General features: G+C 70.5%; 13 protein-coding genes. 3 read left to right on the forward strand and 10 right to left on the reverse strand.

Annotation, left to right across the window (positions count from 1 at the left end; translation table 11 throughout):
* Nucleotides 1–16: 16 nt before the first annotated feature.
* The gene (locus G5C60_RS08970; RefSeq protein WP_241266614.1) at nt 17–1,066 is read right to left on the reverse strand and encodes a phosphotransferase family protein; all 1,050 of its coding nucleotides are present in this window, start codon (nt 1,064–1,066) and stop codon (nt 17–19) included.
* Nucleotides 1,063–2,265: an acyl-CoA dehydrogenase family protein gene (locus G5C60_RS08975; protein WP_165256557.1), complete on the reverse strand. Its 1,203-nt coding sequence runs from the start codon at nt 2,263–2,265 to the stop codon at nt 1,063–1,065. The genes G5C60_RS08970 and G5C60_RS08975 overlap by 4 nt, the downstream gene beginning before the upstream one ends.
* 204 nt (nt 2,266–2,469) lie before the next feature.
* On the opposite strand from G5C60_RS08975, the gene G5C60_RS08980 reads away from it, so the two are divergent.
* Both G5C60_RS08980 and G5C60_RS08985 read left to right on the forward strand, forming a co-directional pair.
* A complete protein-coding gene (locus tag G5C60_RS08980; RefSeq protein WP_165256559.1) occupies nt 2,470–3,201 on the forward strand; it encodes a TetR/AcrR family transcriptional regulator in 732 nt (243 codons plus the stop codon).
* Entirely contained in the window at nt 3,198–3,965 is a 768-nt protein-coding gene (locus G5C60_RS08985) for an SDR family NAD(P)-dependent oxidoreductase (RefSeq protein ID WP_165256561.1), read from the forward strand. The genes G5C60_RS08980 and G5C60_RS08985 overlap by 4 nt, the downstream gene beginning before the upstream one ends.
* Nucleotides 3,966–3,998: 33 nt before the next feature.
* On the opposite strand, the gene G5C60_RS08990 is transcribed toward G5C60_RS08985, so the two are convergent.
* Genes G5C60_RS08990 through G5C60_RS09000 form a run of 3 tightly spaced genes read right to left on the reverse strand, consistent with a single transcriptional unit; the run spans nt 3,999 to nt 6,713 of the window.
* The gene (locus G5C60_RS08990; protein ID WP_165256563.1) at nt 3,999–4,868 is read right to left on the reverse strand and encodes a DUF72 domain-containing protein; all 870 of its coding nucleotides are present in this window, start codon (nt 4,866–4,868) and stop codon (nt 3,999–4,001) included.
* A 58-nt stretch (nt 4,869–4,926) separates the two neighbouring features.
* The gene (locus G5C60_RS08995) at nt 4,927–5,589 is read right to left on the reverse strand and encodes a response regulator (RefSeq protein ID WP_165256565.1); all 663 of its coding nucleotides are present in this window, start codon (nt 5,587–5,589) and stop codon (nt 4,927–4,929) included.
* The gene (locus G5C60_RS09000; RefSeq protein WP_165256567.1) at nt 5,586–6,713 is read right to left on the reverse strand and encodes a sensor histidine kinase; all 1,128 of its coding nucleotides are present in this window, start codon (nt 6,711–6,713) and stop codon (nt 5,586–5,588) included. The genes G5C60_RS08995 and G5C60_RS09000 overlap by 4 nt, the downstream gene beginning before the upstream one ends.
* A gap of 224 nt (nt 6,714–6,937) precedes the next feature.
* Here G5C60_RS09000 and G5C60_RS09005 point away from each other — a divergent pair, with 224 nt between their 5' ends.
* Complete coding sequence (locus tag G5C60_RS09005) at nt 6,938–7,399, forward strand: DUF6223 family protein (RefSeq protein ID WP_165256569.1); 462 nt, start codon at nt 6,938–6,940, stop codon at nt 7,397–7,399.
* Nucleotides 7,400–7,588: 189 nt separating this feature from the next.
* Here the strand turns inward: G5C60_RS09005 and G5C60_RS09010 are convergent, their stop codons facing one another.
* The 5 genes from G5C60_RS09010 to G5C60_RS09025 all read right to left on the reverse strand — a co-directional run bounded on the left by G5C60_RS09010 (nt 7,589) and on the right by G5C60_RS09025 (nt 12,159).
* On the reverse strand, nt 7,589–8,551 hold the full coding sequence (locus G5C60_RS09010; RefSeq protein ID WP_241266615.1) for an ABC transporter permease: 963 nt from the start codon (nt 8,549–8,551) through the stop codon (nt 7,589–7,591).
* A complete protein-coding gene (locus G5C60_RS09015; RefSeq protein WP_206439276.1) occupies nt 8,538–9,335 on the reverse strand; it encodes an ABC transporter ATP-binding protein in 798 nt (265 codons plus the stop codon). Before G5C60_RS09015 ends, G5C60_RS09010 begins: the two co-directional genes overlap by 14 nt.
* 46 nt (nt 9,336–9,381) lie before the next feature.
* A complete protein-coding gene (locus tag G5C60_RS09020) occupies nt 9,382–10,488 on the reverse strand; it encodes an aliphatic sulfonate ABC transporter substrate-binding protein (RefSeq protein ID WP_165256573.1) in 1,107 nt (368 codons plus the stop codon).
* A 153-nt stretch (nt 10,489–10,641) separates the two neighbouring features.
* The gene (locus G5C60_RS54000) at nt 10,642–10,743 is read right to left on the reverse strand and encodes a putative leader peptide (protein WP_346656980.1); all 102 of its coding nucleotides are present in this window, start codon (nt 10,741–10,743) and stop codon (nt 10,642–10,644) included.
* A gap of 186 nt (nt 10,744–10,929) precedes the next feature.
* Entirely contained in the window at nt 10,930–12,159 is a 1,230-nt protein-coding gene (locus G5C60_RS09025; protein WP_165256575.1) for an acyl-CoA dehydrogenase family protein, read from the reverse strand.
* Nucleotides 12,160–12,270: the final 111 nt, after the last annotated feature.

Consider the following 12,270-nt stretch of genomic DNA (forward strand, 5'->3'; position numbering starts at 1 on the left):
GCGTCCGTGCCGGTGGTCACGGCAGCAGTTCAAGGCCCGAGCGCAGCAGTGCAGGTACAGCGGAGCCGACCCGGTCGAAGCCGGTGCCGACGGTCTGCCCCGCCGAGAAGCGGGCGTGGATGCCCTCGGCGATGACGGCGAGCTTGAAGCAGCCAAGGGCCTGGTAGAAGGCCAGGTCCGCGATGTCCCGGCCGGATCGCGCGGCATACCGCTCGGCCAGCTCCCGGCCCGAGGGGAAACCAGGGTTGGCCGTCGGGACATGGCGCGCCCCGAGCACCGGCTCACAGGTCGGGTCCCAGTACATGAGCAGCATCCCGAGGTCGGCGAGAGGATCGCCGAGCGTGGCCATCTCCCAGTCGACGATCGCCGCGATCCGCCCGAAGTCGCCGGGCGCCAGGATGGTGTTGTCCAGGCGGTAGTCGCCGTGCACGATCGCCGGAGTACCGCTGACGGGCAGGGCGCGGGCGAGCCGGCGGTGCAGCGCGTCGAGGTCGGGCAGCGTACGGGTGGCGACCTTGTCCCACTGGCTGCGCCACCGCCGCACCTGGCGCTCGAGATAGCCGTCGGGACGGCCGAAGCCGCCGAGTCCGACATCGGCCGGGTCGACGGAGTGCAGTGCCACCAGGGCGTCCACGAGTGCCTCGGCGCTGTGTCGTGCGTTGGCCGGCGGCAGCTCGGCGGCCTCGTCGCCGTCGCGCAGCACGGCGCCCTCGACGAAGTCGACGACGCAGAACGGCGCCCCGATCACCGCCGGGTCGGTGCACGACAGCACGGCCCGCGCCACGGGCACCCCGGTGCCGTCGAGCGCCGCGACGACGCGGTACTCGCGGTCCATGTCGTGTGCGGTCGGCGTGAGTACGCCCAGCGGTGGTCGGCGCAGCACCCACCGGTGCGTCCCGTCGGTCACGTCGTAGGTGAGATTGGAGCGCCCGCCGTGCAGCGGCTTCACCCTCAACGGGCCCGCGCACTCCGGTACGTGGCGCTCGAAGTAGCGCTGCAGGCCAGGACCGTCGATGCCGATGACAGTCATGTCGGGGGCGGTTGTCGCTGTCTCGGGTGCGGTCATCGTCCGGCCCTCCGCTCGCGCGCCGCCCGCACCGCGCGCTTGGCGATGGCCCAGCGGTGGGTCTCGGACGGGCCGTCGTAGATACGGAACGGGCGCACCTCGCGGTACAGCCGCGACAGCGGCGCGTCCCCCGAGATGCCGAGCGCGCCGCACACCTGCACGGCCCGGTCGACGACCCGGTTCACCGCCTCGGAGACGTACGTCTTGGCGATCGAGGTGTGCTGGGCGGCCGAGCGGCCCTGGTCCAGTTCCCAGCAGGCCCGCCACAGCACCGCTCGGCTGGTCTCGATGTCGATCTCGGAGTCGGCCAGCAGCTGCTGCACCATGCCCAGTTCGGCGAGCGGGCGGCCGAAGGCCGAGCGGTCCGCCGCGCGCTCCAGGGCGATGTCCTGTGCCCGGCGCGCCACCCCCAGCCAGCGCATGCAGTGCGTCATACGGGCGGGGCCGAGACGCACCTGCGCCTGCGTGAAGCCCTGGTCCACCCGGCCCAGCACGGCGTCGTCGCCGACCTCGCAGCCGTCGAGGACGACCTCGCTGTGCCCGCCGAACAGGCCCTGGTCCAGGGTGTCGATGTTCCGGACGATCTTCATGCCGGGGTTGTCGGCGTCGACGAGGAACATCGTCGCGCCGCCCGCGTCCCCGGGGACGCCGCTGGTGCGGGCCATGCAGATGGCGAAGGCGGCCCCGTCGGCGCCGCTGATGAACCACTTGCGGCCGTCGATCCGCCAGCCGCCCCCGGTCCTCGTCGCGGTGGTGGCCAGCGCACGGGGATCGGATCCGGCGCCCGGCGCCGGCTCGGTCATCGCGAAGCAGGAACGCGCCTCACCGGCCGCCAGCGGGCGCAGGTACCGCTCCTTCTGCCCCTCGGTGGCGACCACTTCGAGCAGGTGCATATTGCCCTCGTCGGGCGCCGCGCAGTTGAGCGCGAGCGGGCCAAGCAGCGAGTACCCGGCCGCCTCGAACACCACGGCCTGCCCGCAGAGATCAAGGCCGAGCCCGCCCCACTCCGCGCCCACGTGCGGAGCGAACACCTCCGCCGCCCTGGCCGCCTCCTGCAGCCTGCGCCGCAGCGGCTCCGGTCCGTCATGGACGTTCCCGTCGCACGCCTGCTCCTCGGGCAGCACGACCTCCCGTACGAATTCGGTGGTGCGCCGTGCGATGTCGGCGACCCTCTCGTCGATCGAGAACCCGATGGACACCTTGACCCCTGACTTCGGCTACTAAGCATTAGCCATCACAAGTGTAGATGGGTGAGTGTGTCAATAGTGCTGCTGAAAACTTGGCAATTGAGGGGCTAGCTGTGGCTAATTGAAGGTAGCTCGCATAGATTCCCTGTCGAGAGATGTTCGTGTCTCAATGGGACAGGTGTCCCGACGGGACATGATGGGTGTACGGTGAAACTCATGAAGGCGAAGGAGCCGGGCACCGGCATACCAGCCGGCGCACCGGCCGAGGACCGCAGGCAGCGCAAGGCCCGGCAGACACGGGAGGCGATGGCCACCGCGGCCGTCGACCTGATCCTCGAACACGGCGTCGCGGCCGTCACCGTCGAGGCGATCGCCGAGCGCGCCGATGTCACGCGCCGCACCTTCAGCCGCCACTTCCAGGGCAAGGAGGACGCGGCGCTGGACTTCACCCGGGCCGACGGGACTCGCATCAACGCCGCTCTGCGGGGACGCCCCGTCGACGAGCCACCGCTGATCGCCTACCGCAACGCCGTGGGGGAGTGGCTCGCCGCCCGGGAATCGCTGGGCAAGCGCGCCTACGTGCGGTGGCGTGAACTGCTACGGCTTGTAGACGCCGAACCGACGCTGTTCGCCGCGTACGAGCGGATCCGGGTCGACGCCCAGGACGAGTCGATCGCGGTCATCGCCGACCGGCTCGGCACCGACCCCGGCCAGGACATGCGCCCCGCCGTCGTCGTTGGGGCCGCCGCCGGGGTGCTGAGCGCCGCCCTGCGCACGTGGGCGCGGCAGGAGCACCAGGACGACCAGGGCGCGGCAGGACTTCCGGCCTGGGTGAACCGCGCCTTCGACACCCTCACCGAACAGGCGGCCGGAGCCGTCGGCCGCGATGTGGCCGCAGCTTCCTCCCACCCCCCCCACCCCACCCCCGAAAGGAAAGAGGGACCATGAGCACCACCGAATACGCCACCGAGTTCGACGGCAGGACAGCCTTCGTCACCGGCTCCGCCTCCGGCATCGGCCTCGCCGTCGCCCGCCGACTGGGCCAGAGCGGCGCGGCGGTCGTCATCGCCGACTACAACCTCGAAGGCGCCGAAGAGGCCGCGGAGCAGCTGAAGTCGGAGGGCATCAAGGCGGCCGCCGTACGCGTGGACGTCTCCGACGCCGCCTCGGTCGAGGCCGCCGTACGCTTCACCGTCGACACCTTCGGCGCCCTGCACCTGGCCGTGAACAACGCGGGCATCGGCGCCGACGGCACCCCCGTCGGCGAGTACGACATCGACGTCTGGAACCGTGTCGTGCGCACCGATCTCGACGGCGTCTTCTACTCGATGCGCTACGAGATCCCCGCCATGCAGGCCGCCGGTGCGGGCGCCATCGTCAACGTCGCGTCCATCCTCGGCTCCGTCGGCTGGGCGGGCTCCTCGGCCTACGTCGCCGCCAAGCACGGCGTCCTCGGCCTGACCAAGGCTGCCGCGCTCGAGTACGCCGACAAGGGCATCCGTATCAACGCCGTCGGCCCCGGCTTCATCGAGACCCCCGCCCTGCAGGCCATGGACCAGGACGCCTACAACGGCCTCACCGCCCTGCACGCCACCGGCCGCCTGGGCCGCCCCGAGGAGGTCGCCGACCTGGTCGCCTTCCTCCTCTCCGACCGCGCGTCCTTCATCCACGGCAGCTACCACCTCGTCGACGGCGGCTACACCGCCCGCTGAACGAGCGCTGTCCCGACCACCGGTCGTGGGAGGTCAGGGCCCGATCCGAGGTGTGAGCAACTGGCGCATCGACTGGGCGGCGCGTACGGCGGCGTCTGCGCAGCAGTTGTTGAACAGGACGTGGAGTTCGTCGCAACGGCCGGCCATCGAGTGCAGCCGTGGTAACCACTCCGCCAGTTCGTCGGTCGTGTACGTGTGCCGGAACCGGTCCTCCTTGCTGCCGATTCCCCACGACTGGCTCCGCCCGTGAAAGCGTGCGACCGCCAGCCGGGGCGTGGTGACGGTGGTGACCGGAGGGACCGCGTCGGGCACCGACTGCGCCATGTCCACAGCCACAGCGCTCATGCCCAGCCGTGCGAGCAACTGTGAGGACGCGTCCCGCCGTTCCGCCCGCCACCACTCGGGATGCCGGAACTCCACGGCGACCGGCCACCCTTCCGTGCGCTGCGCGCACTGGTGCAGGACGGCTTCGGCGCGGGCACCGGGCCTGAACCAGGGCGGAAACTGGAACAGTACGGTGCCCAGCCGTCCGGCCCGCCGCAGCGGTTCGAGCGCCGTGGCGAACCGCTGCCACACCTCGTCCAGCAGCCCGGGCTCCGTGGCGTCTCGGGCGTGGGCCTCCTGCAGATCGACGGGCAGGGCTGCGGCGCGTGTCCGATGCCCCGTGAGCAGCGAAAAGGCCTTTACGTCGAACCGGAAGCCGTTCGGTGTCCGCTCCGCCCACAGACCGCTGTTGCGCTCTCTGGGCAGGCCGTAGTAAGTGGCGTCCACCTCCACCAGGGGGAACTGTTCCGCGTAGTACTGCAGCCGCCCCGCCGCGTCCCGCCGCCCGGGCGGGTACCAGCCACTGGACATCAGTGCCGGATCCGTCCAGGAACATGTGCCGACCAGAATCCTGCCCATGTCCGACCGGTAGCCCGGGATCGCCGCTCGACACGTCTGCGAAGCCCGCCCGTGGATGTCAGGAGTTGCGCGGAGTCACCAGGCCGGATTCGTAGGCGAGGACCACGAGTTGAGCGCGGTCACGGGCGTGGAGCTTGGCCATGGCCCGGTTGACATGGGTTTTCGCGGTCATCGGGCTGATCACCATGCGGTCGGCGATCTGGTCGTTGGACAGTCCCTGCGCGACCAGGGCGACGGCCTCACGTTCGCGGCTGGTCAGCCCTTCCAGCGCCGTACCGGTGTCGGTGGGGAGGGGCTGGGTGACGTACCGGTTGATCAGCTTGCGGGTGATCGACGGTGCGAGCAGGGCGTCCCCCCGCGCGGCGACGCGTACCGCGTGCAGGAGGTCTTCCGGCACGATGTCCTTGACCAGGAATCCGGCGGCGCCGGCGCGCAGCGCGTGGAAGACGTATTCGTCCAGGCCGTAGTTGGTCAGGATGACGACGTGCACCTGGGCCAGGGCCGGGTCGGCGGCGATGCGCCGGGTCGCCTCGATGCCGTCGACGACCGGCATCTGGATGTCGATGAGCACGATGTCGGGCAGGTGTTCCCTGGCGAGCTCCAGGCCCGCCTTCCCGTCGGCGGCCTCGGCCACCACCTCGATGTCGTCTTCGAGGTCGAGGAGCGCGCGGAATCCGCTGCGAATGAGCGGCTGGTCGTCGACCAGCAGGACGCGGATCATGACGTCTGGTCCACGGGGAGTTCGGCCTGGACGGTGAAGCCGTGCTCGCCGCGCGGTTCGGCGCGCAGCCGGCCGCCGAGCGCGGTGACGCGTTCACGCATGCCGAGCAGCCCGATACCGGGCGTCAGGGCGGTGTCCGGCGTGGCCTTGCCGTCGTCATCGACCTGTATGGCGAGGGCGTCCGGCCGGTAGTCGATCCGGACCGACGCCGTGGCGGCGGAGGCGTGCCGGGCGATGTTGGTCAGCGATTCCTGAACGATCCGGTAGGCGGTCCGGCCCACCGCGGCCGGCACCTCGTGCCGCTGTCCTTCGATCGTCAGCGTCGCCTCCAGGCCGGCCCTGCCGGCCCGCTCCACCAGTTCCGGGATGTGATCGAGCCCGCGTGGCGGGGCTGTGTCGTCGTCGCGCAGCGCCTCCAGGGTCGCGCGCAGCTCCCGGCTCGCCTCACGTCCGGCCTCCTGGATCGCCAGCAGCGTCTCCGGCACCGATTCGCCGCGCCTGCGGGCCACATGGACGGCGACTTCGGCCTGCAACTTGATGATCGAGATCTGGTGGGTGAGCGAATCGTGCAGCTCGCGCGCGATGTGCAGCCGCTCCTCATCGGCGCGGCGCCGTGCGGTCTCCTCCCGGGTGCGCTCGGCTTCGTCCGCCCGCCGCTCGGCCTGCCGCAGCGCTTCCCCCGCGGCGCCGGCGGCGATCAGCCAGGCCAGCTCGAGGGCGCCCCGGGCCTGTGTGAACGCCTCGCCCGTGTCGTGCAGGCCCGAGGCCAGGGCCGCGAGAGGGAGAGCGGCCAGCATGGCCACACTCGCCACCATCGTGATCGTGCGGTGTCCGGCTCGCACGGCCGCGTACACCGCGAACAGGTACGCGACGGCAGGCACGTCGAAACCGGCCGCCTGGTAGCCCACCGCGCACAGCCCGGTGACGGCCAGGACGGGAATCGGAGCGCGGCGGCGCGCGGCCAGCGCCAGGCCGCCGGCCGCCAGCAGCGCATGGCCGAGCACGTCGAGGCTCGTGGCGGAGTCCTGCCCGGACAGCCCGGTGACCAGCAGCGCCGCCGCCACGCCGACGGCGATCACCCAGTCACTGACGCCGGCTGGGACACCGAGCCGTCTTGGGTCCATGCGCGCACCCTAGCCCGATGCCGTCGCGGGCGAGTCCCGCTCGCGGACGAGCAGTCGACTACCGCGCCTGCGGTACCTGCGCGGCTTCTGCAGCGTCCGCGGTAGCCGTGTGCGCCATCGGCGGCAGCGCAAAGTGCCTGCGTCTGCTGGACGACTTGCGGTGGGTCCGGCGGACATGCTCGGACGACATCAAGTCGTAGCAGGAACAGGAAAAGGAGCACCTCATGTCGGTTCGACGTGTGCTTGCCGTGGCCGGAACCGCCCTGACCGGAGTTGTCGGGCTTGCCGCACCGGCGGCCGCGAACGCCGCGGTCCAGCCGGTCGCCGCCGACGCCTACACCATGACCGGCGGGCGGCTCGTGGGCACCGTGGCCGCACTGGTGGCGCTGGCCGGTGTGGTCGTCGGCGGGCTGGCTCTGGCCCGCCCCGCCGGTCGTACCGGGAACGGCAATGGGAAGAGGCGGGTCATCGTGGCCCTGGTGGCGGGCCTGACCGGCATGGTCATCGGCGCGCTGAATCTGGCCGTCGCCGACGGCGGTCCCGGCACCGGCAACGGAGTGGTCGGCGGCGCCGCGGCCCTGGTGCTGGGGCTGATCGCCATGGTCATCGGCGGGCTGGCGCTGGCCCGCTCCCGCCGCACCGGCCGACCGGCTGGCCGCCCCGAATACGAGCGTGCGTCCGGATAAGACGGCGAGAGGGCTCGACGGCCAGAGTCTGACTCTTCCCTCTCTTCCCTGAGTCAGCGTGCCGGGCCGCCGGGCCGTATCCCGCGTCGATGATCGGCCGTTCAGGTGGGACGGCGTACACAGCAGCACCGGCTCGGCCGTGGGGCGATGCCCCTGGCAGGAGGCCGGTGCTGCTCGATGTCCGTTCGTTCAGCGGGGGACCAGCAGGCCACGGCTGCGCAGCACCCGCCGCTCCAGCGGGCTGAAGAGCAGCAGGTCGATGGCGATACCGACGAGCAGGATCAGGAAGATGGCCAGGAACACCTGCGACATGCTGCTGTTGTTGCGCCCGTTCTCCAGCAACTGGCCGAGACCGACGCCGAGTTCGGGCGAGGAGGCGATGATCTCGGCGGCCATCAGTGACCGCCAGGAGAACGCCCAGCCCTGCTTGAGGCCGGCCAGATAGCCGGGCAGTGCCCCCGGCATCACGATGTGCCAGGCCTCGCGCAGCCCGGTCGCGCCCAGTGTCCGCCCGGCGCGCAGGAACAGCGGCGGGATCTGGTCGATGCCCGCGACGAGGCCGTTGGCGATGGACGGGACCGCGCCGAGCAGGATCACGGCGTACATCATCGAGTTGTTGAGGCCCAGCCAGAGCACGGCGGGGGGCACCCAGGCCACCGACGGCAGCGACTGCAGACCGGACAGGATGGGGCCGATGGCCGCCCGGACGAATCTCACCCGGGCGACCAGCAGGCCGAGCGGCGTCCCGATGGCCAGTGCCATCAGGAAGCCGAGCAGACCGCGCGAGACGCTGGTCCAGATGTAGTCGAGGAGGGTGCCCTGCAGCCAGGCTTCGGTCACCTCGTCCCACACCGCGGACGGCGAGGGCAGCTTGTAGTCGGGGGCGGCGTCGGCCCACACCAGCAGCTGCCAGACCACCAGCACCAGTGCGACGGCGGTGACAGGCGGCAGGACTTTGCGCCTGAGGGTTTCGCGGAGCGGAGTACGCCCGGCCTGCACCGAGTCCAGTGCGTCGAGCCCGGCCTCAAGTCCCGCCAGATCGTTCGGGTCCTGGGGCTCCTCGGCTGCCGGGGAGCCGTCCTTCTTGAACTCGACGGCGTCGTCGGTCCTGATTTCGACCTTGGTTTCGACGCCGTTGTCAGTGCTGGCCATGGCGGCGGATCTCCCCACGCAGTTCTTCGGTGATCTCGACGGACAGCTCGGCGACCGCGCTGTCCTCGATACGGCGTGGCTGCGGAATGCCGACCGTCCACTCCCGCGCGATACGACCCGGGCGGGAGGACAACAGCACCACCCGCTGCGCCAGCCGCACCGCCTCCCGCACGTTGTGCGTCACGAACAGCACCGACACTCCGGTCTCACGCCAGATACGGGTCAGCTCGTCGTGCAGCACGTCCCGGGTGATGGCGTCCAGCGCCGCGAACGGCTCGTCCATCAGCAGCAGTCGGCTGTCCTGGGCCAGCGCACGGGCCAGGGCGACGCGTTGCCGCATACCGCCCGACAGTTCGTGCACCCGCTTGCGGTGCGCGCCCTGCAGCCGTACGAGTTCCAGCAGCCGTTCCGCCTCCTGCCGGCGCTCCGGCCCCGCGACCCCGCGCAGCTTCAGCGCGAGCTCGATGTTCTTGCCCGCGGTCAGCCACGGGAACAGTGCGTGCTCCTGGAACATCAGGGCGGGCCTGCCGTCCGTGCCGATCGAGCCGGCGGACGGCAGGTCAAGGCCCGCGACCAGGTTGAGCAGCGTGGACTTGCCGCAGCCGGAGGCCCCCAGGAGGGTGACGAACTCGCCCGGTGCGACATCGAGTGTGATGTCGTCCAGCACGAGTTGCTGTCCGCCGGGGGTGCCCGGTGCGGGGAAGGACTTCGAGACGTGCTCGATCCGGGCGGCGTGTGTCACCGCCGTGGCGTCCTCGGCGGCCTTGGTGATCGCGGTGGCCATGGTCGTCACCTCCTGGGAACTCATCGGGTCCGGTGTCCGGTTGTCGTTACTCGGCGCCGAGACCGGCGTCGTCGACCTCGTCCTTGCCCTCGGCCTTGAGGACCTTGTTGAGCGGCGTGAGGTCGTAGATGCCCTTCAGGTCGGGCTTCTCCAGCAGGCCGGCCTTCACCGCGTGGTCCGCCTCGGTGCCGAGGGTCGAGGCCAGCGGGTCGTCGAGGAAGGTGATGGACTTCCAGGCCGGGTCGATGACCTCGGCGGGCAGCGCCTTGCCGGACTCCGCCTTGAGCGCCTCGTTGGCGGACGCCTTGGCCTTCTCCGGGTTGGCGTTGATCCACTCATTCGTCTTCACCGAGCCGCGCAGCACGGCCTCGACGACGTCAGGGTGCTCCTTCAGGAACTTCTGCGACACGATGATGTTGGTGATCACGAACTTCTTGTCCGGCCACAGGTCGGCCTCGTCGAGCAGTACCTTGCCGCCCTCGGCGACCAGCTTGGACGCGGTCGGCTCCGGTACCCAGGCGCCGTCGATCGAGCCCGACTTGTAGGCGTCCGGGGTGACCTTGTTGTCCGTGCGGACCACTGAGACGTCGCCCTGGCCGCTCTCCGCGTCGACCGTCCAGCCCTTCTCCGCGATCCAGTTGAGGAACGCGACGTCCTGGGTGTTGCCGAGCTGCGGCGTGGCGATCTTCTTGCCCTTGACGTCGTCCAAGGTCTTGATCTTGTCCGGGTTGACGACGAGCTTCACACCGCCGGAGGCCGAACCGCCGATGATGTGCAGGTTCTTGCCGTTCGACTTGGTGTAGCCGTTGATCGCCGGGGAGGGGCCGATCCAGCCGATGTCGATGGAGCCGGAGTTGAGCGCCTCGATCTCGGAGGGGCCCGCGTTGAAGGTCGAGTACTGGGCTTTCGTACCGCCCAACTCCTTCTGGAAGAAGCCCTTCTCATTGCCTACGAGAGCGGTGGCGTGCGTGAGGTTGGGGAAGTAGCCGATCTTCACTTCGTCGGCGGAGAGCTTCTTGGCATCCGCCGCCACCTCGGTCTGCTTGCCGTCGTCAGTGGCGTCGGAACCGTAGCCGCAGGCGGTCAGGAGGAGGGGGAGCGCGGCTATGACGGCGATGGTGCGCAGGGTGGTGACTGGTCTTGCGGCAGACACGGAGGTGTCCTCTCAGGGAATGGGCGATCAGGGAGGTACGGAAACGCCAGGCGTGAAGCGGCAGTTGGCACGCACCGGCACTCCACTCGCCAGCCCTGGGCGGCAGGAATGCCGCAGCGGGCTGAGAAGCCGAGAAAGGGAGGCCGGACGGGCTCAGGCGGGCCGACAGATGGCGCTGGACGTACGGCCGAGGTCGATGTGGCGACGCGAGGTCAGCAGGGGTAGCGACCGGTCTGCGCGATTGAGCGTTCTCATGGCCACCCCACAGATCCCTAGTTTTCCTACCTGGTTGATGGGGATCGTGGCAGAAGAAGGCCTCCACCCCAAGGGGGTGTTCACATGGCGGACTATGCGATCTCGATTATTGAGATCACGGGTAAACGGTCCAGTGTGTCAGGGGTTTACCCAGGCTCGTCGTCTCCCTGACGTCACCGCCTCCGGTCAGGCGGGCAGGACGAACGGAGGGTGGGCACCGTTGAGGAAATAGTCGCCGACGTCGCGGAGCCGGTGACCGACGGGCTCGTACAGGGTGTGGGTCCGGGCATTGCGCCAGAAGCGGTCGAAGCCCAGCCGCGAGGAGGCGGAGCGGGCGCCGATGATGTCGAGGGCGCGGGTGGTCGACTCCTGTACGGCCCTGGACGCGGCGGCTTCGGCCATGGCCACGAGGACGGAGATGTCCGCGTACTCGTCGTAGGTGAGGTCTTCGCCGCGTGCCAGCCCGCCGTGCACGGCGTCCAGTGCTTGATCGGTGAGCGCGGACGCGGAGCGGGTGAGGACGGTGAGTTCTCCGTAGGCAGTCAGCATCTGCGGGTCGTGGGGAGTGCCGACCGGCCAGGCGGGGTGCCAGGGTGCGTGGCCCGTCCTGCTGTACTCGCGGGCTTCGGCGAGCACTCCCTCGGCCATGCCGAGAAGAAGCTGGACGGAGACGAGACGTCCGACCGGAGATGCCAGGGCGGCCAGGGGCGACAGGATGTCCTCGTCCGCGGACAAGGAGCCGAGTACGTCGTCGGCGGCGACCGGTACGGCGTCGAACTCCACACTCCCGCCGGCCGCGAGCCGCTGACCGAAGACATCGGCGTCGGCGTCGATCCGCACACCGTGATGGGCGGGATCGACAACGACCGCGAGTGGTTCGCCGGTGTCGGCCCGCACGGCCCGCACGGCGAGGCGGTCGGCGACCAGGACCCCGGTGGCATAGCTCTGCCGACCGTCGAGCACCTGGCCGTCGGCTGTCCCGGCCAGCGTCAGAGGCAGTTCCTGACGGGCGAAACCACCACCCCAGCACCACTGCTCCGCCGCGGACCGCTTCCCGAGCTGCGCGGCGAGAGCCGGGCCGGACAGGAACCGGGCGCTCCACGACATGAAGTAATGACAGCCGAGCAGTTGACCGATCGCACCGTCGGCCGCGGCGATCTCCCGGACAACGGCGTAGGCCGTGGGCCAGTCCGCGCCGCCTCCCCCGGACTCGGCCGGTATCAGGAGCGTCAGCAGTCCCGCCTCGCGCAGCCGGGACACCTCGTCGAGCGGGGCCTTGCCTGCCTGCTCCCTGGTCACCGCATCCGTGGCCAGGTCGTCCGCCGCCTCGCGGGCCACGCGCAGCCAGTGCGCACGGTCGGGCCCTGTCCGGTCGGATGGCGAGACGGGGCGGGACGGCGCAGAGGCAACGCCCATGGCAGTGGTCTCCTCGAGGTCGGCCGCAGAGCGCGGCGTTGCGGATGACGTCGGCACCGCTCTACGCGGCGTCGCCCATCAGGAGTGTGTCGGGCCGTCAGGCGCAGTGGA

Source organism: Streptomyces scabichelini (assembly GCF_011045015.1).
Classification (GTDB): Bacteria; Actinomycetota; Actinomycetes; order Streptomycetales; family Streptomycetaceae; genus Streptomyces; species Streptomyces scabichelini.

Coding starts and splice junctions, on each gene's coding strand:
- G5C60_RS09015 (WP_206439276.1), bottom strand. CDS start 9,335: ATGGCCACCGCGATCACCAAGGCCGCCGAGGACGCCACGGCGGTGACA.
- G5C60_RS08995 (WP_165256565.1), bottom strand. CDS start 5,589: ATGATCCGCGTCCTGCTGGTCGACGACCAGCCGCTCATTCGCAGCGGA.
- G5C60_RS08970 (WP_241266614.1), bottom strand. CDS start 1,066: ATGACCGCACCCGAGACAGCGACAACCGCCCCCGACATGACTGTCATC.
- G5C60_RS08980 (WP_165256559.1), top strand. CDS start 2,470: ATGAAGGCGAAGGAGCCGGGCACCGGCATACCAGCCGGCGCACCGGCC.
- G5C60_RS08985 (WP_165256561.1), top strand. CDS start 3,198: ATGAGCACCACCGAATACGCCACCGAGTTCGACGGCAGGACAGCCTTC.
- G5C60_RS08990 (WP_165256563.1), bottom strand. CDS start 4,868: ATGGGCAGGATTCTGGTCGGCACATGTTCCTGGACGGATCCGGCACTG.
- G5C60_RS09005 (WP_165256569.1), top strand. CDS start 6,938: ATGTCGGTTCGACGTGTGCTTGCCGTGGCCGGAACCGCCCTGACCGGA.
- G5C60_RS09010 (WP_241266615.1), bottom strand. CDS start 8,551: ATGGCCAGCACTGACAACGGCGTCGAAACCAAGGTCGAAATCAGGACC.
- G5C60_RS09025 (WP_165256575.1), bottom strand. CDS start 12,159: ATGGGCGTTGCCTCTGCGCCGTCCCGCCCCGTCTCGCCATCCGACCGG.
- G5C60_RS54000 (WP_346656980.1), bottom strand. CDS start 10,743: ATGAGAACGCTCAATCGCGCAGACCGGTCGCTACCCCTGCTGACCTCG.
- G5C60_RS09000 (WP_165256567.1), bottom strand. CDS start 6,713: ATGGACCCAAGACGGCTCGGTGTCCCAGCCGGCGTCAGTGACTGGGTG.